At 73.5% G+C, this 26,472-nt stretch carries 22 protein-coding genes; 6 read left to right on the top strand and 16 right to left on the bottom strand.

Translation table 11 applies throughout. The features are described from left to right. Nucleotides 1-35: 35 nt before the first annotated feature. From clpB to KPF22_RS02595, 3 genes are all read right to left on the bottom strand, one after another. Nucleotides 36-2,669, bottom strand: a complete 2,634-nt coding sequence (gene clpB, locus KPF22_RS02605; RefSeq protein WP_224401106.1) for an ATP-dependent chaperone ClpB — start codon at nt 2,667-2,669, stop codon at nt 36-38. Nucleotides 2,670-2,886: 217 nt separating this feature from the next. Continuing rightward, the gene (locus KPF22_RS02600) at nt 2,887-3,231 is read right to left on the bottom strand and encodes a hypothetical protein (RefSeq protein ID WP_224401105.1); all 345 of its coding nucleotides are present in this window, start codon (nt 3,229-3,231) and stop codon (nt 2,887-2,889) included. Nucleotides 3,232-3,442: 211 nt separating this feature from the next. After that, on the bottom strand, nt 3,443-4,252 hold the full coding sequence (locus KPF22_RS02595) for a pyridoxamine 5'-phosphate oxidase family protein (RefSeq protein ID WP_208822276.1): 810 nt from the start codon (nt 4,250-4,252) through the stop codon (nt 3,443-3,445). 315 nt (nt 4,253-4,567) lie between these two features. Here KPF22_RS02595 and KPF22_RS02590 point away from each other — a divergent pair, with 315 nt between their 5' ends. Beyond that, the gene (locus KPF22_RS02590; RefSeq protein WP_208822279.1) at nt 4,568-5,740 is read left to right on the top strand and encodes a globin domain-containing protein; all 1,173 of its coding nucleotides are present in this window, start codon (nt 4,568-4,570) and stop codon (nt 5,738-5,740) included. Nucleotides 5,741-5,809: 69 nt separating this feature from the next. On the opposite strand, the gene KPF22_RS02585 is transcribed toward KPF22_RS02590, so the two are convergent. From KPF22_RS02585 to KPF22_RS02570, 4 genes are all read right to left on the bottom strand, one after another. Then, nucleotides 5,810-6,613, bottom strand: a complete 804-nt coding sequence (locus KPF22_RS02585) for a TauD/TfdA family dioxygenase (protein WP_208822281.1) — start codon at nt 6,611-6,613, stop codon at nt 5,810-5,812. 63 nt (nt 6,614-6,676) lie between these two features. Next, nucleotides 6,677-7,534: an ABC transporter permease gene (locus tag KPF22_RS02580; RefSeq protein WP_224401104.1), complete on the bottom strand. Its 858-nt coding sequence runs from the start codon at nt 7,532-7,534 to the stop codon at nt 6,677-6,679. After that, nucleotides 7,531-8,472: an ABC transporter permease gene (locus KPF22_RS02575; RefSeq protein ID WP_178375629.1), complete on the bottom strand. Its 942-nt coding sequence runs from the start codon at nt 8,470-8,472 to the stop codon at nt 7,531-7,533. The genes KPF22_RS02580 and KPF22_RS02575 overlap by 4 nt, the downstream gene beginning before the upstream one ends. Continuing rightward, the gene (locus KPF22_RS02570; protein ID WP_224401103.1) at nt 8,469-10,025 is read right to left on the bottom strand and encodes an ABC transporter substrate-binding protein; all 1,557 of its coding nucleotides are present in this window, start codon (nt 10,023-10,025) and stop codon (nt 8,469-8,471) included. Before KPF22_RS02570 ends, KPF22_RS02575 begins: the two co-directional genes overlap by 4 nt. A 267-nt stretch (nt 10,026-10,292) precedes the next feature. Between KPF22_RS02570 and KPF22_RS02565 the strand changes: the two genes are divergently transcribed. Then, nucleotides 10,293-11,483 (top strand): MFS transporter, encoded by a 1,191-nt coding sequence (locus tag KPF22_RS02565; RefSeq protein ID WP_224401102.1) that lies wholly within the window; start codon nt 10,293-10,295, stop codon nt 11,481-11,483. 18 nt (nt 11,484-11,501) lie between these two features. Here the strand turns inward: KPF22_RS02565 and KPF22_RS02560 are convergent, their stop codons facing one another. From KPF22_RS02560 to dnaK, 4 genes are all read right to left on the bottom strand, one after another. Further along, nucleotides 11,502-11,957, bottom strand: a complete 456-nt coding sequence (locus KPF22_RS02560) for a heat shock protein transcriptional repressor HspR (RefSeq protein WP_301549047.1) — start codon at nt 11,955-11,957, stop codon at nt 11,502-11,504. 5 nt (nt 11,958-11,962) lie between these two features. Further along, nucleotides 11,963-13,189, bottom strand: coding sequence for a molecular chaperone DnaJ (gene dnaJ, locus KPF22_RS02555; protein WP_224401101.1), 1,227 nt, complete (start codon nt 13,187-13,189; stop codon nt 11,963-11,965). 88 nt (nt 13,190-13,277) lie between these two features. Then, on the bottom strand, nt 13,278-13,967 hold the full coding sequence (gene grpE, locus KPF22_RS02550) for a nucleotide exchange factor GrpE (RefSeq protein ID WP_208822292.1): 690 nt from the start codon (nt 13,965-13,967) through the stop codon (nt 13,278-13,280). A gap of 38 nt (nt 13,968-14,005) precedes the next feature. After that, nucleotides 14,006-15,877 (bottom strand): molecular chaperone DnaK, encoded by a 1,872-nt coding sequence (gene dnaK / locus KPF22_RS02545; RefSeq protein WP_208822294.1) that lies wholly within the window; start codon nt 15,875-15,877, stop codon nt 14,006-14,008. A 253-nt stretch (nt 15,878-16,130) separates the two neighbouring features. On the opposite strand from dnaK, the gene KPF22_RS02540 reads away from it, so the two are divergent. The 4 genes from KPF22_RS02540 (at nt 16,131) to KPF22_RS02525 (ending at nt 19,336) form a co-directional block, all read left to right on the top strand. After that, on the top strand, nt 16,131-16,697 hold the full coding sequence (locus KPF22_RS02540) for a DUF3558 family protein (protein ID WP_224401100.1): 567 nt from the start codon (nt 16,131-16,133) through the stop codon (nt 16,695-16,697). An 80-nt stretch (nt 16,698-16,777) separates the two neighbouring features. Continuing rightward, nucleotides 16,778-17,116, top strand: a complete 339-nt coding sequence (locus KPF22_RS02535) for a hypothetical protein (protein ID WP_224401099.1) — start codon at nt 16,778-16,780, stop codon at nt 17,114-17,116. A 25-nt stretch (nt 17,117-17,141) separates the two neighbouring features. Continuing rightward, a complete protein-coding gene (locus KPF22_RS02530) occupies nt 17,142-18,518 on the top strand; it encodes a PPE domain-containing protein (protein ID WP_224401098.1) in 1,377 nt (458 codons plus the stop codon). Beyond that, complete coding sequence (locus KPF22_RS02525) at nt 18,515-19,336, top strand: ESX secretion-associated protein EspG (protein ID WP_224401097.1); 822 nt, start codon at nt 18,515-18,517, stop codon at nt 19,334-19,336. Before KPF22_RS02530 ends, KPF22_RS02525 begins: the two co-directional genes overlap by 4 nt. A 150-nt stretch (nt 19,337-19,486) precedes the next feature. Here KPF22_RS02525 and KPF22_RS02520 read toward each other — a convergent pair whose 3' ends face one another. From KPF22_RS02520 to KPF22_RS02500, 5 genes are read right to left on the bottom strand one after another with little or no spacing between them, the layout of a single operon-like run. Further along, nucleotides 19,487-19,882: a hypothetical protein gene (locus tag KPF22_RS02520; protein WP_224401096.1), complete on the bottom strand. Its 396-nt coding sequence runs from the start codon at nt 19,880-19,882 to the stop codon at nt 19,487-19,489. Nucleotides 19,883-19,910: 28 nt separating this feature from the next. Next, the gene (locus KPF22_RS02515) at nt 19,911-20,936 is read right to left on the bottom strand and encodes a C40 family peptidase (protein WP_062398829.1); all 1,026 of its coding nucleotides are present in this window, start codon (nt 20,934-20,936) and stop codon (nt 19,911-19,913) included. Continuing rightward, nucleotides 20,933-21,529 (bottom strand): hypothetical protein, encoded by a 597-nt coding sequence (locus KPF22_RS02510; protein WP_208822300.1) that lies wholly within the window; start codon nt 21,527-21,529, stop codon nt 20,933-20,935. The genes KPF22_RS02515 and KPF22_RS02510 overlap by 4 nt, the downstream gene beginning before the upstream one ends. After that, nucleotides 21,519-23,426 (bottom strand): hypothetical protein, encoded by a 1,908-nt coding sequence (locus tag KPF22_RS02505; protein WP_208822301.1) that lies wholly within the window; start codon nt 23,424-23,426, stop codon nt 21,519-21,521. The genes KPF22_RS02510 and KPF22_RS02505 overlap by 11 nt, the downstream gene beginning before the upstream one ends. Then, nucleotides 23,423-26,359 carry an ATP-binding protein gene (locus KPF22_RS02500; protein WP_224402362.1) on the bottom strand — a complete coding sequence of 979 codons (2,937 nt, stop codon included), beginning with the start codon at nt 26,357-26,359 and terminating at the stop codon, nt 23,423-23,425. Before KPF22_RS02500 ends, KPF22_RS02505 begins: the two co-directional genes overlap by 4 nt. Nucleotides 26,360-26,472 lie beyond the last annotated feature (113 nt).

Here is a 26,472-nt window from a genome sequence, read left to right as displayed (position 1 = left end):
CGTGCACCGCCGGGGCCCACGGGCGAACCGGTGGATCAGTTCGCGATCGCGACCGCCGGGTCGGCCGCCCCGACCGCCTTGCCCACGACCAGGCCGCCGGTCCCGCCGTCGGCCGACGGGTCCAGGTCGACCCGGACCGTGTCGCCCTCGCGGACGCCGCCGGACAGCAGCTCGCGGGCGAGCTGGTCGCCGATCGCGGACTGCACCAGCCTGCGCAGCGGACGCGCGCCGTAGACCGGGTCGAACCCGTTCATGGCGAGCCACTCGCGGGCCGCGTCGGAGACCTCCAGCGACAGCCGCCGCTTGGCCAGCCGGCGCCCCAGCACCCCGACCTGGATGTCGACGATGTGGGTCAGCTCCTCGGTCGACAGCGCGTGGAACACCACGACGTCGTCGAGCCGGTTGAGGAACTCCGGCTTGAAGTGCGACCGGACGACCGCCATGACGGCGTCCGTGCGCCCCTTCTCGTCCAGGGACGGGTCGGCGATGGCCTGGCTGCCCAGGTTGGACGTCAGCACCAGGATCGTGCTGCGGAAGTCCACCGTGCGGCCCTGGCCGTCGGTGAGACGGCCGTCGTCGAGCACCTGCAGGAGTGTGTCGAAGACGTCCGGGTGGGCCTTCTCGACCTCGTCGAGCAGCACGACGCTGTAGGGCCGCCGCCGCACCGCCTCGGTGAGCTGACCACCCTGGTCGTAGCCGACGTAGCCGGGAGGGGCACCGACGAGGCGGGCCACCGAGTGCTTCTCGGAGTACTCGCTCATGTCGATGCGGATCATCGCCCGCTCGTCGTCGAACAGGAACTCCGCGAGCGCCTTGGCCAGCTCGGTCTTGCCGACGCCGGTGGGCCCGAGGAACAGGAACGAGCCGGTCGGCCGGTTCTCGTCCGCGACGCCGGCACGCGTCCGGCGCACCGCGTCGGACACCACGCGCACGGCCTCGGACTGGCCGACGACCCGATGGCCGAGCTCGTCCTCCATGCGCAGGAGCTTGGCGGTCTCACCCTCCAGCATCCGGCCGGCGGGCACGCCGGTCCACGAGCTGACGACGTCGGCGACGTCGTCCGGGCCGACCTCCTCCTTGAGCATCACGTCCTCGGCGCGCTCGACCGTCTCGGTGGCGGCGGCGAGCTCCTTCTCCAGCTGCGGGATGCGCCCGTAGCGCAGCTCCGCGGCCCGGCCCAGGTCGCCGTCGCGCTCGGCCCGCTCGGACTCGCCGCGCAGCTGCTCCAGCTGCTCCTTGAGCTCGCGGGTGACGTCGATGGCGCTCTTCTCGTTCTGCCAGCGCGCGGTCAGCGCGGCCAGCTCCTCGCGCTTCTCGGCCAGCTCGGCGCGCAGGGCCACCAGCCGGTCCTTCGACGCCGCGTCGACCTCCTTGTCGAGCGCCATCTCCTCGATCTCCAGGCGGCGGACGGCCCGCTCCACGGTGTCGATCTCCACCGGGCGCGAGTCGATCTCCATCCGGAGCCGGGAGGCGGCCTCGTCGACGAGGTCGATGGCCTTGTCCGGGAGGAACCGGGCGGTGATGTAGCGGTCCGACAGGGCGGCCGCGGCGACCAGGGCGGCGTCGGTGATGCGGACGCCGTGGTGCACCTCGTAGCGCTCCTTGAGCCCGCGCAGGATGCCGACGGTGTCCTCGACGGACGGCTCGCCGACCAGCACCTGCTGGAAGCGACGCTCCAGCGCCGGGTCCTTCTCGATGTGCTGGCGGTACTCGTCGAGCGTGGTCGCGCCGACCATCCGCAGCTCACCGCGGGCGAGCATCGGCTTGATCATGTTGCCGGCGTCCATCGCGCCCTCGCCGGACGCGCCCGCACCGACGATCGTGTGCAGCTCGTCGATGAAGGTGACGACCTCGCCCGCGGAGTCGGTGATCTCCTTCAGGACGGCCTTCAGACGCTCCTCGAACTCGCCGCGGTACTTCGCACCGGCCACCATCGACCCCAGGTCGAGGGAGACGACGCGCTTGCCGCGCAGCGACTCGGGGACGTCACCGGCCACGATGCGCTGGGCCAGGCCCTCGACGATCGCGGTCTTGCCGACGCCCGGCTCCCCGATCAGCACCGGGTTGTTCTTGGTGCGCCGCGACAGCACCTGGACGACGCGGCGGATCTCGGTGTCCCGGCCGATGACCGGGTCGAGCTCGCCCTCGCGCGCCCGGGCGGTCAGGTCCTGGCCGTACTTCTCCAGGGCCTGGTAGCTGCCCTCGGGGTCCGGGCTGGTCACCCGGGCCGAGCCGCGGACCTTGCCGAACGCCTCGCGCAGCGCGTCCGGCGTGGCGCCGTGACGCCCCAGCAGCTGGGCGACCGGGCCCCCGGAGCGCGCGAGGCCGACGAGCAGGTGCTCGGTGGAGACGTACTCGTCGCCCATCTCGGTGGCGAGCTGCTGCGCCGCGGTGATCGCGGCCAGTGCGTCCCGGGACAGCTGCGGCGCGCTCACCGACGACCCCGACGCCGACGGCAGCCGGTTGCCCAGCGCGGTCAGCTCGGATCGGACGGCGGCCGCGTCCGCCCCGACGGCGGCCAGCAGCGGCGCGGCGATGCCGTCGCCCTGGGCCAGCAGGGCGCCCAGCAGGTGGGTGGGCCCGACATCGGGGTTCCCGGCCAGCGTCGCGGCCTGGACGGCGGCGGAGATGGCCTGCTGGGTACGGGTGGTGGGGTTGAAGGAGTCCATGCTCCGCGTTCCTCCCGGTCCTTCTGAGGTCGATGGTCTGTGGATGGGGAGCGGCACCCCGGGCCGCTGCTCCACAGTCTGCCCGGCCGGTGCACCTCTCGACAGGGTCAACCGCAGAAAAGTTGAGTCCATTCCGCTCAACACCGAGAAGTTCCGGGAACGACCGCGGCCCGCCCGGAGGGTTCCGGACGGGCCGCGGGTGGAACGGGTGCGACGATCAGCGCTCGCTGTTGTCGATCACCGTGACGCGGTTGTCGTTGTCGCTGAAGTTGTCGTTCGCGTTGTCCCGGACGTTGTCGTTCAGGAAGTCGCTGCAGTTGCCGGCCTGGCCGATGTTCGAGCCGGCGACCGGGGCCTGCGCCAGGGCGTTGAGCGAGCCCTCGGTGACGATCTTGCCCTTGGCGTCGGCGTCGCCACCCTCGAAGGCGCAGGCCTTCGTCGGGGCGCCGTGGTGCTCGCCCTTGTCGTGGCCGTAGTCGCCCGCGAAGGCGAACGGCGCGGCCGCGGCCAGCGTGGCGGCGGTACCGGCGACGACGAGGCCGAGCTTCTTCTTCGACAGCATGTCTGACTTCTCCTGTGGTGTATCCGATACAGGACGACGCGAACGGCACCCGGAGCCCGTGGGTGTCGCCTGCCGTCCGACCGCCCGGGGGTTCGACCGAGCGTGCTCGGTCGGTGACGGTCTGCTGCTGTCAACGACCGGCATCGACCGGGGTCACGGCGCTCGGTTCACTCGATCGGAGTATCCTCTGGTGCGCAACCGTCGCCCCAGGTCAGCGGCCGTGCGGGCGGCGCCGGAGCGTCCGCGAGGCCCCCGCGCCGAGGTGCGTCGTGCTCGGGAACCGGCGACGCGAGGGCCGCGGCACCCGCGGCTCGGTCCCCTTGGCGCCGAAGAAGTCGCCGCCCTTGCGGGCCGGGTCGTCGGTCCCCCAGGCGCGCCGCTGCGTCACCCGCTCCATCCGCGGGATGTGCTTGCGGCAGTGGATGTAGGCCTCCTCCACGTCCACCACCACCCAGCGCTCGGCGCGGCGGCCCGCGGCGTGGTCGCGCGCGTGCCCGGGGTAGACGGTGCGGAAGGCGTCGTCGTCCATGATCCGGGCGCGGCCGTTGACGTGCAGGCCGATCAGCGAGTCGGTGAAGTCGACCATCAGCATCCCGACGTGCGGGTTCTCCACCAGGTTGCCGAGGCTGGCGTACACGCCGTTGCCCCGGTACTCGGGGTAGGCCAGCGTGTGCGGGTCCAGCACGTGCAGGAACCCGGGCGGACCGGCCCGCAGCGAGCTGTCGCACTCGCCGTGCGCGTCGGAGGTCGCGACGAAGGCCATCTCCATCCGACCGACGAACTCGATCATCCGCGGCAGCAGCCGGTCGCGGAGCTGGTCGTCGTAGAACCGGCCGGCGCGGGCGGAGCTCCCCACCTCGGCCTGCAACGCGTGCTCACCCGCGGAGCCGGGCCGGTGCGGACCGTCGGTGACCTCCGGGGCGTCGGGCACGCCGCGCTCCGGGGTCGCGGGGACGACCTCCGGCGGCGTGGCCGGACGGTCCCGTCCGGGCAGGACGACGGCGGGGATTCGCAACGGCACAGGACAACCGTGCCATCCGGCGCGGCCAGGACCAAACGATCACGGCTCCGACCGGCCCGGGACACCGCCACGTCGGCATTCCGCGCGATGGGCGCTATCCTGACCACGGCGCCACCCACGCCATGACGAGTGACCGCCGTCCCCGAACGGATGATGAGTGACAATGCGTACCCGCTCACCACACACTGGTGAGTCGGTCGGCGTACGCCGTTCCGGCGGATGGAGTCTCTCGCGTACCCTAACCGGCGGAACGCGGGCGGCAACGCCCGGTGTCACCGCGGCACGGAGCACGACCGAGGAGAGTGTCCGCCAGGCATGACTGCTGACCAGCTGATCGCCGGCGACGTCGCCCCGCCGCGACGCCCCGCCTCGGAGGCGGAGCGCACCGTCGAGCTCATCCGGACCAGCTTCGCCCTCGTCGAGCCGCAGGCCGAGGACATCGGCAAGCACTTCTACGCCACGCTGTTCAGCCATGCGCCCGAGACGCGTGACCTGTTCCCCGTGAACATGGAGGTGCAGCGCAGCCGGCTGCTGCGCGCCCTCGTGCACGTGGTGCAGATGGTCGACCAGCCCGACGACCTCGTCCCGTTCCTGCAGCAGCTCGGTCGCGACCACCGCAAGTTCGGCGTGCTGTCCCAGCACTACGACGCGGTCGGCGCCGCCCTGCTCTCGGCGATCGCCACGTTCGCGGGCGAGAACTGGACCCCGGAGATCGAGAAGGCCTGGACCGGCGCGTACGGGATCGTCGCGGACGCGATGCAGCAGGCCGCCGCGGCCGAGCGCGGGCCCGCGTCCTGGCTGGGCCGGGTCGTGGAGCACCGCCGGATCGGCTGGGACCTGGCCGTGGTCACCGTCGCGACCGACCAGCCGGTGCCCTACCAGGCCGGCCAGTACGTCTCGGTGGAGACACCGCACCGACCGCGGCTGTGGCGCTACCTGTCCCCGGCCAACGCGCCGCGTCGCGACGGGACGATCCAGTTCCACGTCCGCGCGGTCGAGGGCGGCTGGGTCAGCCGCGCGATCGTCGCGCACAGCCGGGTCGGCGAGACCTGGCGGATCGGCCCGCCCATGGGCCGGATGGCCGTCCCGCAGAACACCCGTCGCGAGCTGCTGATGGTGGCCGGCGGCACCGGCGTCGCCCCGATGAAGGCGCTGCTCGACGAGGTCGGCCGGCGCCCCCAGCCGCCGCGCACCCAGGTGTTCGTCGGCGGCCGCACATGGGACGACCTGTACGACTTCACCTCGCTGCGCAAGCTGTCCTACAACTACCCGTGGCTCGACGTCATCCCGGTCGTCGAGTACGAGGACGAGCCGTCCGGGGCCGAGACCGGCACCCTGGCCGACGTCGTGACCCGGTTCGGCGCCTGGAGCGACCACGACGTCCTGGTCTGCGGGTCGCCGTCGATGATCCGCTCCACGGTGTCGCGGATGCTGGTCGCGGGCACGCCGCTCGACCGCATCACCTACGACCCGTTCACGATGGACTGAGCAGGCCCGTACGCCACGACGGCCGCCCTCCCGCGCCGGGAGGGCGGCCGTCGTCGTCGCGGGGCCCGGTCAGAAGGCCTCGGTGGTACGCACCGACAGCACGTGCAGCTCCCGGCTGCCGGTGAACGCGTCGCGCCCGTGCAGGAAGCGGTAGTTGTCGAGGACCAGCAGGTCCCCGCTCTCCAGCCGGAACCGTGGTGCGGCCTCGAACGCGGTGGCGAGCACGTCGGCGTAGGACTCGATGTGCGCGAGGTGGGTGTCCCAGTACGGCTCGCGCGGCACCGGCAGCGCGTAGTCGCTCGCTCGGACCGCACGCCGGCCACCACGGGTGTGCTCGATCATCCGGCGCAGCAGCGGGGTCGACGGCACACCGCGCGGCGGGTTCGTCCGACTGCCGAAGAAGTCCACGTCGCAGCCGGTCAGGAACCCGTGCAGCGACGGGTGCTCCGCGGCGATCCGCTCGGCGAGCGCATAGCCGTCGACGAGCACCGAGTCGCCCCCGGACGGCGCCGGGGAGGTGCAGTGCATGAACAGGAAGTCCTCGTCGGGGTCGCGCAGCCGTACGGTGCGGCCGTGCACGTCGGCCTCGAGGAACGCGCCGTCGTTGTGCAGGCCGAGGACCGGCGAGTCGGTCCCGCCCTGTGGCCGGATGCCGAACAGCTCGCGCAGCCGCCCGCCGAGCAGGGTGGCTGCGGCGACGACCATCGCCTCCGGGTCCGGGCCCGCGCCGGGGATCCGGACGACGCCGTCGCGGGCCAGCACCTCCCGGGCCTCGCCGAGCGCTGCCGCGCGGGGCACGACCCCGGTCTCGTCCACCAGGCTCTTGAGCTCCGGTCGCGCCTCGCCCCTGCGCCGTCCGTCGGTTCCGGTCATCGCCACGACGTACCTCCTGCCGTTCATCCGTACTCGCAGCAGTCTGGCAGGAACGAAGCGATGTCAGAACTGTCCGGTCGGACCGGTCGTCCACCGGCGTTCCAGCCCGCGGCCCAGCGAGGTGACGAGCAGCGCCGTCCCGACGACGGCCAGCGCGGGCAGCAGGACGAGCTGCGGGGCGTTGAACAGGAACTGCCGCCCGTCGGCGAGCATCGCCCCCCACTCCGGGGTGGGCGGCTGCGGACCGAGCCCGAGGAACGACAGCCCGGCCACGGTCAGCAGGACGTTCGCGAACCGCAGGCACAGGTGCGACAGCAGCGGCCGGGCGAGGTTCGGCAGGACGTGCCGGAACGCGATCCGCAGCGGCCCGGCGCCGACGGCGACGGCGCCCTCGACGTACTCGCGGGCGCGTTCGCGGACCACGAGCTGGTAGGTGAGCCGGGCGAACGGCGTCCACCCGGCGACGACGATCGCCACCAGCAGCGACCACACGCCCGGCGCCCCACCGGACGCGGCGACCACCACGAGTCCGATCAGCACCGCCGGGATCGCGACGAGCACGTCGATGGTGCGCTGGAACAGCTGCCCGACCGCCCGTCCGCACCAGGCCGCGAGCACGCCCAGCACCGTCCCGATCCCCGCGCACAGCGCGAGTGCGACCAGGGTGAACCCGACCGAGAGCCGGGCGCCGACGGCGAGCCGGGCGAGCACGTCGCGGCCGAGCTGGTCGGTGCCGAGCGGGTGCGCGGCCGACGGCCCGGCGAAGCGGTGGGACAGGTCGTTGGCGACCGGGTCGAGCGGCAGCAGGGCGACCACGACGAGCACCCCGAGCAGGACCAGCGCCCCCGCCTGCCACCACGTCGAGTGCCGCGCGACGCGCGCGCGTGCGCCCGCCGGGCGGGCCAGTGCCGAGGCGGTCACCGGACGGCGCTCCGGGCGACCGGGTCCAGCGCGAGCGCGAGCAGCTCGGCGAGGATCCCGGCGACGGCGGCGACCAGCACGATCGCGAGCAGCCCGGCCTGCACGACCGGCAGGTCCTGGCCCAGCACGGCGTCGTAGAGCAGGCGGCCCAGGCCGGGGATCGCGAACAGCACCTCGACCACGACCGAGCCGCCGAGCAACCCGCCGAGGAACAGCCCGGACAGCGAGGTCACCGAGGTCAGGGCCAAGCGGCCGCCGTGGCGCCACAGCACCCGTCCGTCGCTGATGCCCTTGGACCGGGCGACGGCGACGTGCGGGCGGGCCAGTGCGTCGACGGTCTCGGCGCGCACGAGCTGGGCGGCGAGCGCAGCCGGGAACGCGGCGAGCGTGACCACCGGCAGCACGGCCTGGTCGACCCCGCCCCAGCCGGTCGCGGGCAGCACCGGCACGGTGACGGCGAAGGCGAGCACCAGCGCCGTCCCGAGCACGAACTCGGGGATCGCGACACCCAGCACCGAGCCGGTGGTCAGGACCCGGTCGAGCCGGCCGCCGGGACGGCGCGCGGCGCGCACCCCGAGCGGGATGCCCACCAGGGCCGCCAGCACCAGCGCGGCGAGGGCGAGGGTCAGCGACACCCCGAGCGCGGGCCAGAGCAGGCCCGAGACGGGAGTACGGCTGGTCCAGGAGATCCCGAGGTCGCCGCGCAGCAGCGCACCGGCCCAGCCGGTGAACTGGTCCCACCAGGAGCCGTCGAGGCCGTACTGCTCCCGCAGCGCGGCCAGCACCGCCGGGTCCGGGTCGGACTCCCCGGTCCGGCTGCGCAGGATCGCGAGCGCGGTGTCCTGGCCGGAGAACCGCGGGAGCAGGAACACCAGCACCGCCGCGGCCACGGCGACCAGCGGTAGCGCCAGCAGCCTGCGCGCGACGAGTGCGGTCACTCCGTCGTCGCCAGCCCGGGGACGACGAGCGACCTGGCCAGCGGGTCGACGGTGTATCCGGTGACCCGGTGCCCGACGCCGTTCGCGTTGGTGTGCACCAGCGGGACCCCGACGACGTCGGCGTTCAGCTTCGCCGCGGCCTCGGTGAAGACCTTCTGCCGTGCGGCCGGGTCGGTCTCGGTGGCCAGCGGGGCGAGCAGAGCGTCGAACTCCGGCGAGCAGTAGTGATTGAGGTTGTAGGAGCCCTGGCAGGTGTAGTCGGTGGTCAGCGTGGCGCCGGCGTCCGGCACGTCGAGCAGGTAGCTGCGCGAGAGCAGGTACATGTCGAAGTCACCGGCGAGCAGCTGCGGCTCGCGGGCGTCGTAGTCGCCGATGCGGACCGTGGCCTCGATGCCGGCCCCGCGGAGCATCTCCTGGACGGCGGTGGCCAGGGTCGGGAGCTCGGGGCGGGCGCCGTAGGCACCCAGCTCGATCCGCAGCGGATTGTCCGGGCCGTAGCCGGCCTCGGTCAGCAGCTGCCGGGCGCGCGCGGGGTCGGCGGGCGGCGGGGCGTCCTGCGAGCCCCATGCCACCGCCGGGCCGAACAGCTCCGAGGCCGGGACCGCCGACCCGGCGAGGGCCTGCTCACCGAGCGCGGTGCGGTCCACCGCGGCGGCGACGGCCTGACGCACCCGGATGTCGGCGAAGGGCTTGCGGGACTGGTTGAGGATCAGCGACGCCGTCCGGGGCGCGGCGACGGTCTGGTTCACGTACTCGTCACCGGTGAACTCCAGGGCGCTGGCCTCGGGGAGCTCCTGGGCGATGTCGGCGTCGCCGGCCCGCAGCGCCAGGGCGCGGGCGGCCGGGTCGGGCACGAAGTTCGCGGTGACACCGGCCAGCTGCGGGCGCTCGCCCCAGTAGCGGTCGTTGCGGACGAGGGTCACCGACTGGGTGCCGTTCGCCTGGGTGATCGTCATCGGGCCGGTGCCGGTCTGCTGGACCGACGGCGGGGTGGCCCGGTACGCCGACGGCGCCAGGATCGCGGTGTTCGCGCTGGACAGCCGCAGCGGCAGGATCGGGTCGGGCTTCGTCGTCGTGACGCGCACGGCGTCCGCGCCGTCCGCGGCGGCCTGCATGCCGATCCCGCGCACCGCGCGCGGCGGCGCGGCGACGCCGGCCACCCAGTTCAGGGCGGTCGCGGCGGCCTGCCCGGTGAGCGGCTCGCCGTTCTGGAAGGTCACGCCGGGGCGCAGCTCGAACCGCCAGGTCCGTGGGTCGGACTGCTGGGCCCACGCCGTCGCCAGTGCGGGTCGCGGCCGGCCGTCCGGCCCGGACGCCACCAGGGACTCGGTCACACCCAGCTGGGAGACGACGAACGCGTCGTCGGTGTCCACCCCGTAGCCGGCCGACGGGCCGAAGGCCATCGCGATCGTGGCCTGCCCGTCCGGGACGACCCGGCCGCTCCCGCCGCCGCTGCCACCGCAGGCGGTGAGGACCGCGGCGCTCAGCGCCACGGCGACGGCGACCCGTAACCGGGAACGACGGGGTGCTACGACGGCGCGCGCGGCGGGCATTGCGACCTGTCCTCTCCGGCGCCCCTCGACCGTGTGTCACCCGGCGCCCGGAAGATCTTCGGTAAGCCTGTACACACGGTCAAGTATCTTCATGCATGCGCATATGTCGTTACTGCCATCGAGTCGCGACTGCAGAGGGCGACCTGGTACCACTTCGTGGTGCTCCGTAGTCTGCTCCGCCGCCCCGCCGATCCCGAGTCGGACCCGCGTCCCGCGGCTCCGCTCCGCGGCGGTCGATGGGCGCACTTCAGCGGGCTCCCGCCGGTCATGAAACTGCTGATCAGCACCCAGCTGGCCTTCAACGTGGGCTTCTACATGGTGCTGCCCTACCTGGCCACGCACCTGGCCGAGGACCTCGGGCTCGCCGCGGCGGCCGTCGGGCTCGTGCTGGGGCTGCGGACGTTCAGCCAGCAGGGGCTGTTCGTGATCGGCGGGACCCTGACCGATCGGTTCGGTGCGAAGCCGGTCGTGCTCGCCGGGTGTGCGCTGCGCGTGACCGGATTCATCCTCCTCGGAGCCGCCGGCACGCTGCCCGCGGTCATCGGCGGGGCACTGCTGACCGGGTTCGCGGCCGCCCTGTTCTCGCCCGCCGTCGAGTCGTCACTGGCGCGGGAGGCCGGGGAACGGGAACGCGCCGGGGAGGGCCCGCCGCGGACCGAGGTGTTCGCGATGTTCGCCGTCGCCGGCCAGGTCGGGACGGTCACCGGGCCGCTGGTCGGCACCGCGCTCATGCTGGTCGACTTCCAGCTGGCCTGCCTGGTCGCCGCCGCCGGCTTCGTGCTGGTGGGGCTGGCGCACTGGCGGTGGCTGCCGTGGCGGGAGGCCGAGCAGGCCGGACGGCCGATGCTCGCGGGCTGGGGCGAGGTGCTGGGCAACCGTCGCTTCATGCTGTTCGCGGCCGGCTACTCGGGCTGGCTGCTGTCCTACAACCAGCTGTACCTGGCGCTGCCCGACGAGCTGGAGCGCATCGGCCGCACGGCGGCACTGGGCTTCCTGTTCGTGCTGATGTCGGTGCTGGTGATCACCCTGCAGATGAGGGTGACGACGTGGGGCCGCCGGATCGGGGCCGGCCGCTCGGTGGTGCTCGGGTTCTGCCTGATGGCCGCGTCGTTCACCGTCGTCGCGGTGGCGCGGCTGCTGCCGGGCCTGCCGGGGTGGTGGGCACTCGCGCCCGCGGTGCTGATGGTGCTGCTGCTGACCTTCGGCGAGATGTTCGCCGTGCCGGTCGCGCAGGACCTGGTGCCCCGGCTCGCCGGGGAGCGCAGGCTGGGCGCCCACTTCGGGGTGCTGGCCTCGTTCGGCGGCCTGATGGTGCTCGTCGGCTCGACGGGCGTCGGCGCGCTGCTGGACCCGGCGTTCCCGCCGGCGCTGCCGTTCGCGGTGCTGGCCGCGGTCCCGCTGCTGGGCGCCGTGGTGCTCGGGCTGCTGGCCCGCCGCGGGGTCCTGACGGCGGCCTGAGCCGCCCGGCCGGGGGGCTCAGCCGTCGTCTGCGGGGCGCCAGCGTACGACGGCCTGGCGACGGTCCACCGGCACGAGGTCGCGCCGGTAGGAGCGGTGCACCGCCGCCGTGGCCTGCGCGGCGGCGGCACGGACCGCGTCGAGCTCGGCGGTGGCCTCCTCGAGGCGTGCCGAGAGCTCGTCGACCATCTGCTCCAGCTCGATGATCCGCTTGACGCCCGCGAGGTTCACGCCCTCCTCCTGGGAGAGCCGCTGTACCTCGCGCAGCAGCGCGATGTCGCGCTGGGAGTAGCGACGCCCGCCGCCCGCGGACCGGCCCGGACTGACCAGGCCGATCCGGTCGTAGCTGCGCAGGGTCTGGGCGTGCAGACCGGACAGCTGCGCAGCGACCGAGATGACGAAGACCGGGCTGTCGTGTGCCACGTCGACGGTCAGCGGTTCCTCCCCGTCCCGGGGGGTGCGTCGTCCGGCCACCGCCATCACCTCCTGGTGCTACCGAGCAGATCGGCCCGCGGGTCGAACGACGACGTCGCCTCGGCGTAGGCCTCCAGCGCACTGGTGGCCGCCTCGTCCAGCTTCTGCGGCACCGCCACCTCGACGGTGACCAGCAGATTGCCCTTCTTCCCGTTCTTGCGCTCGACCCCACGCCCCGACACCCGGAACGTCCGGCCGCTGGCGGTCCCCGGCGGGATCCGCAGCGAGACGGTGCTGTCGAGCGTCGGCACCGTCAGGGTCGCACCCAGGACCAGCTCGGGGAAGGTCACCGGCACGGTGAGGGTGAGATCGTCGGCGTTCTTCGACGACCGACCGAAGATCCGGTGCGGGGTCACGCTGACGGTCACGTACAGGTCCCCGGCCGGGGCGCCACCACGCCCGGGCTCACCCTGTCCGGCGAGACGGATCTTCTGTCCGTCGTCGACGCCCGCGGGCACCCGGATGGACAGCGACCGGGTCCGGGTGGACACGCCGTCGCCGTGGCACTCGGGGCACGGGTCGTCGATGATGCGGCCGGTCCCGCGGCAGTCGCGGCACGGCTCGGAGAACGAGAACGCGCCCTGGCTGCGGTTCACCAGGCCCTGACCGGAACAGGTCGGGCAGGTGCGCGGGGTGCTGCCGGGCCGGGACCCGGTGCCGCCGCAGCGCTCGCACCGCCCGGGCGAGGACAGCTTGATCGGCACCGTCGCGCCGCGCACGGCGTCGTCGAAGGAGATCGTCAGGCTGCTCTCGACGTCCTGGCCGCGGCGGGCTCCGGCCGTGCCGAACCCGCCCGCGCCGCCCGCGTTGTTGCGCGCGGTCCGGCCGAAGATGTCGCCGAGGATGTCGCTGAAGTCGCCGCTCCCGGCGCCGCCGGAGCGACCGGCCTGGCCGAACAGGTCGTTGATGTCGAAGCCGCCCTGGCCGGCGCCGCCGGGGCGTGCACCGCCGGGGAAGCCCCCGCCGCCGCCGAACCCGCCGAAGCCGCCGCCGCCCGCGAACATCGCGCGGGTCTCGTCGTACTCCTTGCGCTTGGACTCGTCGCCCAGGACGCCGTAGGCCTCGGAGACCGACTTGAAGCGGGCCTCGGCCTTCTCGTCGCCGGGGTTCGCGTCCGGGTGGAGCTCGCGGGCGAGCTTGCGGTACGCCTTCTTGATCTCGTCCTGGGACGCCGTCGAGGAGACGCCCAGCTCGCGGTAGAAGTCCTTCTCGATCCAGTCGCGCTGGGTCACTCCGCCTCCTTCCCGATCAGACCGGCGGTGCGGCGGGAGGCCGGTCGCCTCCCACCGCACCGCGCGGTCACGTCCCTTCCCGTCCCGGTCAGGCCGGGTTCTGCGGTTCGCCGTCGCCGGCGTCCGCACCGCCTTCGGCGGCCTCCGCCCGTGCCTCGGCCGGCACCTCGGCCTCGGGGCGGTCCTGCACGGTCACCATCGCCGGCCGGAGGACCCGGTCGGAGATGCGGTAGCCGCGGCGCAGCACCGCCGACAACACGGTGACCGTGGGGCCGGAGCCCTCGGCCGGCTCGTGCTGCACGGCCTCGTGGAGCTGCGGGTCGAAGGACTCGCCCTCCGTCCCGAAGGGCTCGAGGCCGATCTTCGTCAGCACGGCGGTGACCTTGTCGGCCGCAGCCTTGAACGGGCCCGTGAGGTCGCCGTGCTGCGCGGCGCGCTCGAAGTCGTCGAGCACGACCAGCAGGTCGCTCGCGAAGGAGACCTTCGCGTCCACCTTGGTCTGCTCGCGGTCCCGGTCGGCCCGACGCCGGTAGTTGGCGTACTCGGCGCTGACCCGCTGCAGGTCCGCGGTGCGCTCGGCGACCTCGGCCCGCAGCTTCTCGACCTCCGGGTCCTCCCCGTCGGCCGGGCCCGCGACCTGCTCGTCGTCCCCGGCCGGGGCCGCCGTGTCGGCGGCCCCGGTCGTGTCGGCGTCGGGACGGACCTCGCCGGTCTCCGGGTCCACCTTGCGGCGGTCCCGGAACGTCACCGGCTCCTCCTGCTTCTGTTCGTCTGCCATGTCGACCGTCCTGTCGTCCCGTGGATGGCCGCCGGCCGTCACTTGTCGCCCTTGGCGTCCTTGTCGTCGTCCACGATCTCGGCGTCGACGACGTCGTCCTGCGCGTCGGAGCCACCGGCCTCACCGGCACCACCCGCGGCACCCGCACCCGCGGCACCCTCGGCACCGGGCTGCGAGTAGAGGGCGGACCCCATCTTCTGGGACTCGGTGGCGAGCTTCTCCATCGAGGACTTGATCGCCTCGTGGTCGGTGCCCTTCAGCGCCTCCTGGGTCTCACCCAGCGCGGCGTTCACCGAGTCCTTGACCTCGGACGGCAGCTTCTCGTCGTTCTCCTTGACGAACTTCTCCGTCTGGTAGACGAGGGTCTCCGCCTGGTTGCGGGTCTCGGCCTCCTCGCGACGCTTGGCGTCCTCCTCGGCGTGCGCCTCGGCCTCCTTGACCATGCGGTCGATGTCGTCCTTGGACAGCGCCGAGCCGCCGGTGATCGTCATCTCCTGGCTCTTGCCGGTGCCCATGTCCTTGGCGGACACGTTGACGATGCCGTTGGCGTCGATGTCGAAGGAGACCTCGATCTGCGGGACGCCGCGCGGGGCCGGCGCGATGCCGGTCAGCTCGAACATGCCGAGCTTCTTGTTGTACGCGGCGATCTCGCGCTCGCCCTGGAAGACCTGGATCTGCACCGACGGCTGGTTGTCGTCCGCGGTGGAGAAGATCTCCGAGCGCTTGGTCGGGATCGTGGTGTTCTTCTCGATCAGCTTGGTCATGACGCCGCCCTTGGTCTCGATGCCCAGGGACAGCGGGGTGACGTCGAGCAGCAGGACGTCCTTGACCTCACCGCGCAGCACACCGGCCTGCAGGGCGGCGCCCGCGGCGACGACCTCGTCCGGGTTGACGCCCTTGTTGGGCTCCTTGCCGCCGGTCAGCTCCTTGACGAGCTCGGTGACGGCGGGCATCCGGGTGGAGCCACCGACGAGCACGACGTGGTCGATCTGGTTCACCGAGATGCCGGCGTCCTTGATGACCTGGTTGAACGGGTTACGGGTGCGGTCCAGGAGGTCCTGGGTGATCCGCTGGAACTCCGCACGGGACAGCGTCTCGTCGAGGAACAGCGGGTTCTTGTCCGAGTCGACCGTGATGTAGGGCAGGTTGATGCTGGTCGACGACGAGCTCGACAGCTCGATCTTCGCCTTCTCCGCGGCCTCGCGGAGCCGCTGCATCGCCATCTTGTCCTTGGTCAGGTCGATGCCCTGGGAGGACTTGAACTTGTCGACGAGCCAGGTGACGATCCGCTCGTCCCAGTCGTCACCACCGAGGTGGTTGTCCCCGTTGGTCGCCTTGACCTCGACGACGCCCTCGGCGATCTCCAGCAGGGACACGTCGAACGTGCCGCCACCCAGGTCGAAGACCAGGATGGTCTGCTCCTTGTCGCCCTTGTCGAGCCCGTAGGCCAGCGCGGCCGCGGTCGGCTCGTTGACGATGCGGAGCACGTTCAGACCGGCGATCTGGCCGGCCTCTTTCGTCGCCTGGCGCTGCGCGTCCTCGAAGTACGCGGGCACCGTGATGACGGCGTCGGTGACCTCGTCGCCCAGGTAGGCCTCGGCGTCCCGCTTCAGCTTCTGCAGGACGCGGGCACTGATCTCCTGCGCCGCGAAGGTCTTCCCGTCGATCTCCGGCGTCTTCCAGTCGGTGCCGATGTGACGCTTGACCGAGCGGAACGTGCGGTCGGAGTTGGTGACCGCCTGGTTCTTCGCCGACTGACCGGTGAGGACCTCGCCGTTGCGCGCGAACGCGACGATCGACGGAGTGGTGCGGGCACCCTCCGAGTTCGCGATCACCGTCGGCTCGCCACCCTCGAGGACGGCGACGACGGAGTTGGTGGTCCCGAGGTCGATACCGACCGTACGAGCCATGGTGACTGCCTCCGAGATGTGTGGGGTGTGAGTGCGTCCGGCTCAAGTTGTACCAGGCCGGGGAGCGCCTCGTGCATCGCCCTTGAGTGGGTCCTGCTCAACTTGCTCTCATGGGGGTCAACGGGCGACCCGGAAGACTTGTTCCCGGGGGACTCAACTTTTATCCACGACGTTCGCGGGTGGTCCGAACGGCCGTCGACGGGGGTGGGGCGGGCTAGCCTGTGGGCCGCTCGATCGTCGACGGAGGATCACCGTGCTCGTACCGGCTGCGCGTCGCACGGCCCTCGGCGTCGTGGGCGCCGCTGTGATCGTCGGGCTCACCTCCTGCATGCCACAGCCGCCAGGTCTCGCAGCGGACCCCACCGCGCTCGCGCGCCCGGCCGCCATCGATGTGAGCGGACGCCATCCGTGCGAGCTGCTCGACCCCGAACAGCGCTCAGGACTCGATCTGGGGGCCGGCAAGGTCGACGACGCGACGATCGGAGGTCGTCCTGCCCCGACCTGCGGCTATCTGGGCACAGGCCCGGCGGCGGTCGACGTCAACCTGCAGTTCATCCCGGTTCCGACGTCTCAGCTCCTGTCCGTTCCGGGAACGGCACCGGTCGATGTGTCGGGATACCGCGCCGCCGAGACCGTGTATCCGTCCAACTCGTACCCCTCGTGCGAGGTGGGTGTCGACATCGACGATGCGACGTCGTTGCGAGCGCAGGCCATGGCGACGTCGTCGAACCTCCAGCGTTCCGGAACCACCGACCGCGACCTGTGCACGAGGGCCCGGGCCGTGGCCGCTGCCGCTCTGCCCTCGCTCCTGCGTCGCTGATCCGACTCCGCGACTTCGCAATCGCGACGGGAGCTGCGGAAACCGCCGTCTCCGGGCGCTGGCGCGCCTACGTTCCGGCCGTGGAACAGACCCAGCGAGGAACCGTGGGCGGCTCGTCGGACGCCTTGATGAGCCAGATCTCGCCGGACAACGTGCTCGAGGTCGGTCGCGTCCTGTCCGCCCAGATCGTCGCCATTCGCGAATCTCTCCGCAGCGCGCAGAGGACGCGGGTCGGTCCCTGCGGAGACGATCCGATCTCGGGAGTCGCGACACCGGCGTTCCAGGACAGGTTCGAGCGGACGATCGCGACGCACGCGCAGCATCAGACCGAGTTGGAGGAAACGGTCCGACGACTCCGAGCGACGGCGGTCGTCTTCGAGCTCGGCGAGGACGCCATCGCTCGTTCGTTCACGATCTGAGACCCGCGGCACTCCGGGACGGACGATGGCGTTCTCACAGGGCTTCAACTTCGCTGCCAGGACCCTCCAGGAGAAGTACGCCTGGGTGGTCGGGAAACCCGGCTCGACAGCGGTCGCCGACGCCGCAGCCGCACTCCGCACCGCGGACGCCGAGCTGCGCTCCGCATCGGACGAGGCCCGGAAACGCATGGCCGAGCTGGGCATCTCCTGGCAGGGCCCCGCCGCGGCCGCCGCCCAGCAGTCCCTCGACGGCATCACCACCTCGATGATGTGCACCGCCCCCGTCACCGCGAACGGCGCGACCCAGCTGGACGCCTACGGGCAGTCCTTCGACCGCACCCAGGCCGCCATCGCCGCCCTGGACCCCACCCCGCCGGGCATCTTCACCAGCGGCGTCCGCAGCCTCCACCTGCTGGCGAGCACCCCGTTGACCGGGCTGAGCGCCACCGTCGCCGACTACGTCACCTCGCTCGAACGCGACCAGCGGCACAGCGAGGAGGCCGACCGCGCCCTCCAGGAGCATCTCGACACGGCGTCGGCGATCGACGACCGCTTCCGCACCGTCGACCCGGGGTCGGCCGCGACGCCCACCGGTGCGGGAGGTCCGGCACCCGGCTCGGCCGGGGCCGGCGGTCCCGGCCCGGCCGGTGTCGGGGCCGGCGGCGGAGCCACCCCTCCCGGCGGAGGCGGTCCGGCGACCGGCGTCCCGGGGCAGCCGGGCGGCGGGTCCCGCCCCGGACCGGACGGCGTCGGAGCTCCCGACAGGCCGGGGACCGACGGGCCGGGGACCGAGGGATCGGGGTTGGTCGGATCGGGCCCCGGCACGCCGGACGTCGGGAGAACCGCGGGGCCCGGTGCCGCCGGGACCACCGGCGGCGGCGTGGCCGACCGGGACCGGGGCACCGGGCTCCCCGGGCCGGTCGACGTCGTCGCACCCCAGCACCTCGACCCGACGGCCACGCCCGCCCCGGACCCGTACCGACCGGCGGCACCCCCGGGCCCGTACCCCACGACGACACCGGGCCCCGACCCGCTCGCCACCCGCGTCGAACTCGGACACCGGTTCGGCGAACGGACCCGGGCCCTACCGCTCCTCCCGCCGTCGGCCCGTGGTCCCGGGTACGGCGACCGTCTCCCCGGCGGCACGGGACCCGGTGGCGGGCGGCCGCACGAGCAGTTCGGTCCCGGCGCCCGGACCGCCGAGCCGGCCTGGTCCGCCCGCCCCGGCGAGACCACCGGACGCGGCGGCGCCCCCGGCGGCTACGGCCCGATGGCCGGCGGCGCGGGCAGCCGCGACACCCGGGACCACCGCAACCGCTACGTCGTCCCCACCGACGAGGTGTTCGACATCGAGATCGCCGCGACCGACGCCGTCCTGGCCCCCGAGGAGCCCCACCGATGATCGAATGGAACCGCGCCACCGTCCTCACCGCCGCCGAGTTCGACGTCGCCCGGGACCTGCTCGACCTCGGTCGCAACCCCGCGGTCCTGGAGCTGCTCAGCCCCGGGTTCACCGACGTCGAGCGGGCCCGTGTCGTGCGGGGGTGTCTCGACACCCTCGCCGCGCGCGGCCTGTTCACCGGCACCACGTTCGAGCCGCACCTGGTCGGCGACCTGCACACGGTCGTCGCACCGGAGTTCCAGCACGACCTCGTGGTCGCACCGCCGTCGTGGCAGCGGGCGCTGGTCGCGCGGCGGGCCGGGCACGCGGTGCTGGCCACCCGGATCGGCGACGACGTCGCGCTGGTCCGCGTCCCGCCCGACGACGCGTCGGCCCTCCTGGTCGAGCTGCTCGGCGAGGTCGTGCCCGGCCCCGGGGCCGGGGTGCGGATCCCCGTCGCGGTGCTGGGCGAGGCCGCCGAGCGCGCCGACGGCGATGCCGACCGCCTCGTCCACGAGCTCCTGCGGCGGGGCTGCAGCGGGGCCGAGGCCGAGATGCTGCGACGGATGGGGGAGGTCGAGGGCGTCGCCCAGCTCGGCGCCGGCCGGAAGGGACCCGACCCGTGCCGCGCGCCGGGCGTCCTGCTGGTGCACGCCACCACGGACGGCTGCTACGTCCAGCGGCGCCCGACCCCGGACGTCGTCGGCGGCCCGCTCCCCGACGACGCCGTCGTGCACGCCGGTCCGGCCGACGCCGCGTGCCTGGTCCGTGAGCTGGACCGGCTCGCCGACGCGGCGCAGCGCCGTCGCGCGCCGGTCGGGACGCACCGGGCCTGGTGAGGGGCCGGGAACTCGCTTACCGGGTAAGCGGATTCCGCAGGGGAGGTGTCCCTGCCGCACGCCGGGATGCAGTCCAGCGGGCCGTGGAGATCGACGATTCCCGCTGAGGTGCATCTCGGCGACGCCCCCGCGCGCGGGGCGCGGGCGCGGTCAGCGCAGGACGACGGTCCCCCGCGGCACCTGCCCCGCCGACGCCGGCGGCACCGTGTCCGGCACCTCCACCCGGACGGGGAGCGACCCCGGGACGACGCGGTCGTCGGCGTCGCGGTACTCGAGGTCGCCGTCGGGCCCCAGCTCGGTGACGTAGCCGTGTGTGGCGAGCTGGGCGTCGTCGAGCTCGGTCAACGGTTCGGCCCGCACCGCGGACACGGCGTACTCCGGCCAGTCGACGCCGGGGTAGGCGTCGTGCAGGTCGGTGAGGAGACCGACGAAGACCTGCTGCCAGCGCAGCGGCATCGACTGGGCCAGTGACCGCGGCACGACGAGGTGGTCCGTGCAGGCACCGGGCGCCGCGGAGTCGAGATAGTCCGAGGGCGGGGAGCGCATGCCGCCCATGATGGCGCCTCGAGCCCGCTCAGGCGGGGTTCGGCGTGGTCCCCGGCCGGGTGGCGAGCGGGACGAGGTCGGAGAACTCCCACGACACCGGCTGCACGCGGACGGGGAAGTTGCGGTTCGGTGCCTCGACCATCTTGCCGTCGCCCAGGTACATCATCACGTGGTAGATCGTGGTCGGGTCCGAGGTGTCGTGGGCGTAGAAGAGGAAGTCGCCCGGCTGCATGTCCCGGACCGGCAGGTGGCCGCCGGAGTTGTACTGGTCGCGCGACACCCGCGGGATCGTGACGCCGGCCGCCCGGTACGACGCCTGCAGCAGGCTGGAGCAGTCCCAGGAGTCCGGTCCGGTCGCGCCCCACACGTAGGGCTTGCCGAGCTCGCCGAGCGCGAAGCCGATCGCGGCCCCGGCGACACCCGGGGGCAGCGCGCCGGTCGTACCGGGGGCGCAGCCCGTCGGGTTGGCGACGTCGCCGATGTTCTCGACCAGCGACGCGGCCAGGCCCTCCCACTTGGCGTAGGCGTCGGGGAAGGCCGAGCGCTGCACGGTCTGCGCGGCCTTGGTGACCGGCATCGAGTCCCAGCCCGGCACCTCCATCAGCCGTTCGTAGAAGATCCGGCTGCTGTAGGCGGGGTCGGTGACCTGCGCGGGGGTGCCCCACCCCTGCGACGGCCGCTGCTGGAACAGCCCGAGCGAGTCCCGGTCGCCGTAGTCGATGTTGCGGAGCGTCGACTCCTGCATCGCCGTGGCCAGCGCGATCAGCCACGCCTTCGGCGGGAGCTGCATGTCCTTGGCGACCGAGATGATCGCGGCGGCGTTCTGCCTCTGCTCGTCGGACAGCGTCTCGAAGGTGGCTCCGCCGCCGCCACGGCCGACCGTCGCGGTCGAGATCCCGGTGTCGCACCAGGCCGCGTTCGACCGGCCACCGCCGAGGTTGGGGCTGAACGCGAGGAAGCCGACGGTCAGGAACAGCACCAGCGCCATCCCGATCGCGAGGAACGGCAGCAGCAGCCGCAGCGGCCGCAGCGCACGCGTCAGCGGGGTGCTCATGCCCGGTCGTAGCGGGACACCTTCCAGCCCGCCTCGGTGTCGACGACCAGGATCCGCAGGGTCAGCGTGTCGGTCGGCACGGTGACCTCGATGCTCCTCGGCGCGACCCGGGTCGGGGTCGCGGGCCCGGTGACCCGGGAGGCGGGCACGTTCGACGGGTCGACGCCCGCGAGCACGCCGAGGAACTCGTCGGTCGTGTACGGCCGCAGCCCGGCGACCCACTGCTGGGAGGTCATCCCGTCGGGATGGTTCACCCAGGCCGCCGCCCACACCCGCGCCGTCTCCAGCGCCTGCCGCGGGGCCTGCGACACCGGCAGAGCCTCGGGAGTCAGCTCGGGCACCGGCGGCAGCAGCGTCGGGGTGGGCGTCGCGGAGACGCCGGACGATCCGCTGTCCCACCGGTTGCCGCCGGACCCGCCCCCGGCGATCAGGCCGCCGGACGCCGCCCCGCCGGACCCGCCGAGCGAGACCAGCCCGAACACGAGCCCGCCCAGGACCACCACCGTCACGGCGAGCCGGGCGGGGGAGCGCAGCGGCCACTGCCACACCGCGCGGTAGGCGCCGGCGCGGCCGCGGGAGGACCTAATCGGCACGGTCGCCGCCGGTGCGGGCCGCCCGCGGGCGGTAGATCTTGTAGACGGGCACGCCGTCGACGAGCTCCGGGCTCACCGGGGTCGGGTCGCCGGGGCGGCGGGGCCCCGCGTCGTCCCGGCGGTAGATGGAGCGGTCGTCGACCTCGCCGGGGTCGACCCGCGTGGCGAACCCGGTGTCGGGCCGCCCGGACGCCCCGACCGGCAGCGCCCCGCGGCGCGGCTCGGCGATCCGGGCCGCCTGGGGCGAGGACATGTCCGGTGCCGCGCGACGACGGACCCGGGCCCCCGGCCCGGCCGCGGTCTCGGCCTCCGGTCGCGCCGCACCCGGGTCGCCGGACCCGCCGGGGCCGCCGCGCTCGGACCACCAGCGGGACTGGCGCTCGTCGGCGTCGTTCGGGCCGCGCACCCGGTTCCACACCCGCGACACCGGGCCGCCGTTGATGCCGGGGACGATCCCGCCGAACTGCTCGCGGGTCAGTGTCACCATCGACACCAGCCGCCGGAACGGCCGCGCGACCGCCCACAGCACGAGCGTGACCACGCCGGTGACCAGCAGCGCGAGCCACAGGTCGACCCCGGACCCGGGGGCGAACAGCGACACGACCAGCAGCGCGTGCAGCCCGGCCAGCGCCCCGACGACGAGCGTGTTCACGATCGCGGCGCCGCCGATGCGCAGGATCGCCGGGATGACGTCCGGTTTCAGCAGCGCGACGACGGCGATCGCCGGCGCCGTCACCACCATCAGCCGGATGATCAGCAGTGCGACCAGCACCAGGACCTTGGACAGCAGCTGGAACAGCGCGATGCACGCGGCCTGGATCAGCGCGAGCGTCCCGGCCCCGATCCGGCTGCCGGAGGCCCCGGTGAAGTACGGGTAGCGGTCCCCCATGCGGTCGGCGAGCGCGGCGTACTCGCCCTTCTTGCGCTCCGCCGTCTCGGACGTGTCCTGGCCCTGGTCGATCTCGTCGATGGTGAACGCCTGCGCCCGCAGCAGGTCCCGGCCCAGCTCCTGGGCCTGCGGGACGTCCGGCGCGCCGAACGTCCCGCGCAGCCAGTTCTGGTAGGCGACCTGGTCGACGAGCACCGTCGGGAGGGTGTCGCGGGTGCCGAGCCCGACCTGGCCGAGGAAGCCCTCCTGCATCTGCGTGACGCCGTCGAGCAGTAGGTTGTCCGCGGCGCGGGACCAGTCGACCGGTGCGAGGTAGGCGGCGGAGCCGAGCATCAGCGCGAGTACGGCGATGCCGGTGCGCTGGGCCTGCCGCGCGAGCTCCCCGCGCATCGCCAGCAGCAGCACGATGATCGCGAAGCCGAGCAGGCCGAGGCCCACCCAGGTGGTGAACACGGTCTCGTACATCGCCCGGGTCGCGGTGGTGATGACCTGGTCGAGCGGCGCGAACAGCGACCCGCCGTCGGCGATGAGGTAGTGCGCCCAGTTCACCCCACCGACGGTCAGCTTCGCCAGGTTGAAGACCTGGTTGCCCAGCCACGTGTCGGTGGTGACCGACGGGTTCAGCACCCCCGACGTGGCGCAGCCCAGGTCGTAGTTGTGCCAGACGAGACCGGCGTAGCCGACCTCCTCGTAGACGCTGCCGGCCTCCCCGTGCAGCGCCGAGGGCCGGTCCAGCGAACCGACCAGCCCGGTGCCGGGGCGGTCCGGTTCCGGCGGGGACTTGCAGTCCAGCGCCTGCGCCATGGCCGGCGAGCCGAGCAGCAGCGTGCCGCCGGCGATCGCGGTGACCACCAGGACCGCCGTCCGGCGACGACGACGGCGGGTCACCCCGGGCGTCTGCGGCGTACGGCGGCGGGTCCTCCGCACCGACACGACGACGGCCGCGAGCAGCACGCCCAGGACGACCCAGACGCCTGCGCCGCCGGACGGGTCGAGGCCCGCCGTCACCGTCCGTCCCCGTCGGGGGGAGCGGCCGCGGGGTGGCCGTTCGTGGCCGCCGTCCCGTTCGACGGGCCGGTGCCGTTCGTGGGGGCGGTGCCGTCCGTGGGGGCAGTGCCGTCCGCGGGGGCGGGCTCGTCGACCACCCAGTCGTCGTCGAGCTCGTCGAGCAGGTCGAGCTGCTCGTCGTCGTAGAGCTCCGCGCGGCCGACGGCGGCGTCGGTCGCGGCGACCGACACGACCTGCACCCCACCGGCACGGATCCCGCCGGCCAGGACCGGGTCGTCGTCACCGGGGCCGATCCGGGTGTCGGTACGCAGGTCGATCTCGTCGCCGTCGAGGTCGGGCAGCACCACGGGGGCCGGGGCGCGCCGGGCGGGCAGCGGGCTCGGCTCGTCGGGTGCGGTCATCTCGGGATGCCCCGGCGCGGTGATCGCCGGGCCACCCGGCGGGCGCGGGGCGACGACGCGGGCGGCGTCGGGGTTGGTGTCGAGCGCCTCGCGGACGTGCTCCAGGTGCGGCGCCTCCAGGTCGATGCGGACCTTCTCCACGCCGCCGTGGCCGTCGGCGAAGACGAACTGGCGGGGCGCGTCGTCGGGCCGGTCGTCGTGGCGGGGGCGCGGGGACAGCGTCCCGAGCATCTCCTCGTAGCCGACGTCGGTGGGCACGCGCAGCAGCCGCAGTGCCTCGGACTGGGCCTCCTCGTCGTCGGTCCGGCCGACGAACACGGCGTTGACCAGCGACGCGAAGCCCGAGACCCGCAGCAGGTCACCGGCCAGCTGGGAGGCGAACAGGGCGCGCACGTTGAACTTGCGGGAGTCGCGGGCGAGGCGGTCGATGAGCACCTTGCCGGTGGGCACCTGGGACAGGAAGTGCGTCTCGTCGAGCGCGACGCCCTTGCGCAGGTTGCGGTCGGCGTCGTAGATCGTGCGCTGGGTCAGCCAGGACGCCAGGTTCAGCAGCTCGACGCCGAGCGACTCGTTGTCGGTCCACTCCTCGCGCGGGCTGCCCGGGCGCGGCAGCGACAGTCCCTGCATCGTCAGCACGGTGAGCCGGTAGTCGCGGTCGGCCTGCCAGGGGTCGGCCCGGGTCTCGTCGGGGAACAGCAGCGCGGCCTGCGGAAGCTCGCGCCGCTCGTCGAGGAAGTCCGCGACGACGCCGGCGTGGTCCTCGCCCTCACCGGCGTGCCGGCGCAGCGCGTCGATGACCATGCCCGGGTGCCGGTCGGGCGAGCCGCCGACCTCGCGGACCGCGCGGAGCAGCACGATCCGGGTGTGTGGCTGGCGGGCGATCTCGTAGGGCAGCAGCCCGGACAGCACGTCGAGCACCAGCCGGCGGCGGGTGGCCGCGGCCAGCGAGCGCTCCCGCTTCCAGGCGCGCTCCGGGTCCTCGTCGTCGAGGAAGTGGTCCGGCCGCGGCTCGGCGACCACCCGGTACGGGTTGAGGATGCCGGGGTCGGCGCGGAGCAGGTTGATGTGCCGGGAGAACGGCGCCAGCTCGGGCAGCCGGGTCAGCTCGGCCAGCGGGCCGGACGGGTCGAGCACCGTCCAGCGGGCCCCGGCGCGCAGCGTCTTGTAGACGACCAGCCCGGTGAGGAACGACTTGCCCGAGCCCAGGCCGCCGACGATCGCGGTGAGGCCGGACGCGCGTCGGACCTCCTGGGCCAGCCACGGGTCCCAGGCGACCGGGCGGCGGGTCGCGGTGCAGGTCTCGCCGAGCATGATCCCGCGGCGGTCGCCGACACTGGCCGTCGCGGCCGGGACCGCGGCGGCCGCCCAGGTGACCGACCCGCGTCGCCGGTAGGCCGTCGCGGCCAGCGGCTCGCCGGGGATGAACTCGCGGGCGTAGCGGTACTGCGCCTCGGGGTGCTCGATCTGCACCTTGGGCCGGTACAGGTCGACGACCTGCTGGGCGCGGGTGGTCGCCTCGGCCTCGTCGCGGCCCGAGACGGCGATCCGCCACCAGCCGTAGAGACGGGTGTTGAGCTGGGTGAGCCCGGTGGTGAGCTCGTCCTCGACCTCCAGGACCCGGTCGGCCTGCCGCGCGAGCGACATGGGCGGGTCGAGGTCGTGGTCGTGGGTGTAGTGCCGGATCTGGCTGCGCACCTTGCCCATCTGGCGCTGCAGCTCGCCGGTGACGTCCTCCGGGCGGCGCACGTAGATGCGCGCGGACCACTCCACCGGGAACGGCAGCCGGTCGGAGTGCTGCATCCACGGGTCGTCGATCTCGGGGATCCGCAGACCCTCCATCAGCCCGACGCTCAGCACCGCGACGTTGCGGGTGACGGTCTGGCTGCGCATCCGCCCGACGACCTGCACCGTCGGCGCGTAGGGCTCCTGGTGCAGGTCGACGCCCTCGGTGAACGCTGCGAGGTCCTCCGGCTCCCAGGTCGACACCCCGCGCGGCACCGAGGACAGCCCGCGCGGGGCGGGCAGCCCGAGGGCGACCGAGCGGTGCATCAGCCAGGCCATGTCCTCCGCGCTCGCGGGGACGGCGTCGAGACCGGACCCGGCGACGAGCACGTCCAGGTGGTTGATCTCGGTCTCCAGCGCGGCGAGCTCGGCCTTGACCGCGGACGGCACGAGCCGGTCCAGGACGGGCGCGGCGCGCTCCACCCAGCGGTCGATCAGCCCGCGGCCGGAGACCTCGATGCCGAGGAAGACCTCCTTGTCCGCCATCGACAGCCCCATCAGGTGGCGCTGCTCGCCCTCCAGGAACCCGTCCCAGCCCAGGGCGCCGGGCACGTCGGGCATACGGCCGATCGCGTTCTGGTCGAACGACTCCGCCCACATGTGCACCGGGTAGGGCCGGGTCGTGACGCGCAGGTGCAGCCAGCGCCCCTGGAGCTCGCCGAGCTGCGCGGCGATCTGGCGGATCAGGACCTCGCGCTGGTTGTCGCTGCGGAAGCTCCACGCCTGCGCCGCGAGCCGGTACCAGGCCATGACCTGCCCGTTGGTACGCGTGATGTGCCCGTCGATCGAGCGCAGCGCGATCGACGGGGTGTAGTCCGAACCGCCCTCGCCGGCACGGGCCCGGCCGCGCCGGGCCTTCGGCC

Source organism: Pseudonocardia sp. ICBG1034, assembly GCF_020131375.1.
Lineage (GTDB): Bacteria > Actinomycetota > Actinomycetes > Mycobacteriales > Pseudonocardiaceae > Pseudonocardia > Pseudonocardia alni.
Note: the sequence above shows the minus strand (reverse complement) of the source record. Positions and strands in the feature narration are given on the sequence as shown.

Bases quoted from the DNA above. Each gene is read 5' to 3' on its own strand.
- KPF22_RS02590 (WP_208822279.1), top strand. From the start codon at position 4,568: ATGACTGCTGACCAGCTGATCGCCGGCGACGTCGCCCCGCCGCGACGC.
- KPF22_RS02500 (WP_224402362.1), bottom strand. From the start codon at position 26,359: ATGGCCTGGTACCGGCTCGCGGCGCAGGCGTGGAGCTTCCGCAGCGAC.
- KPF22_RS02570 (WP_224401103.1), bottom strand. From the start codon at position 10,025: ATGCCCGCCGCGCGCGCCGTCGTAGCACCCCGTCGTTCCCGGTTACGG.
- KPF22_RS02515 (WP_062398829.1), bottom strand. From the start codon at position 20,936: ATGAGCACCCCGCTGACGCGTGCGCTGCGGCCGCTGCGGCTGCTGCTG.
- KPF22_RS02520 (WP_224401096.1), bottom strand. From the start codon at position 19,882: ATGCGCTCCCCGCCCTCGGACTATCTCGACTCCGCGGCGCCCGGTGCC.
- grpE (WP_208822292.1), bottom strand. From the start codon at position 13,967: ATGGCAGACGAACAGAAGCAGGAGGAGCCGGTGACGTTCCGGGACCGC.
- KPF22_RS02600 (WP_224401105.1), bottom strand. From the start codon at position 3,231: ATGCTGTCGAAGAAGAAGCTCGGCCTCGTCGTCGCCGGTACCGCCGCC.
- KPF22_RS02565 (WP_224401102.1), top strand. From the start codon at position 10,293: ATGAAACTGCTGATCAGCACCCAGCTGGCCTTCAACGTGGGCTTCTAC.
- dnaK (WP_208822294.1), bottom strand. From the start codon at position 15,877: ATGGCTCGTACGGTCGGTATCGACCTCGGGACCACCAACTCCGTCGTC.
- KPF22_RS02585 (WP_208822281.1), bottom strand. From the start codon at position 6,613: ATGACCGGAACCGACGGACGGCGCAGGGGCGAGGCGCGACCGGAGCTC.
- clpB (WP_224401106.1), bottom strand. From the start codon at position 2,669: ATGGACTCCTTCAACCCCACCACCCGTACCCAGCAGGCCATCTCCGCC.
- KPF22_RS02530 (WP_224401098.1), top strand. From the start codon at position 17,142: ATGGCGTTCTCACAGGGCTTCAACTTCGCTGCCAGGACCCTCCAGGAG.
- KPF22_RS02525 (WP_224401097.1), top strand. From the start codon at position 18,515: ATGATCGAATGGAACCGCGCCACCGTCCTCACCGCCGCCGAGTTCGAC.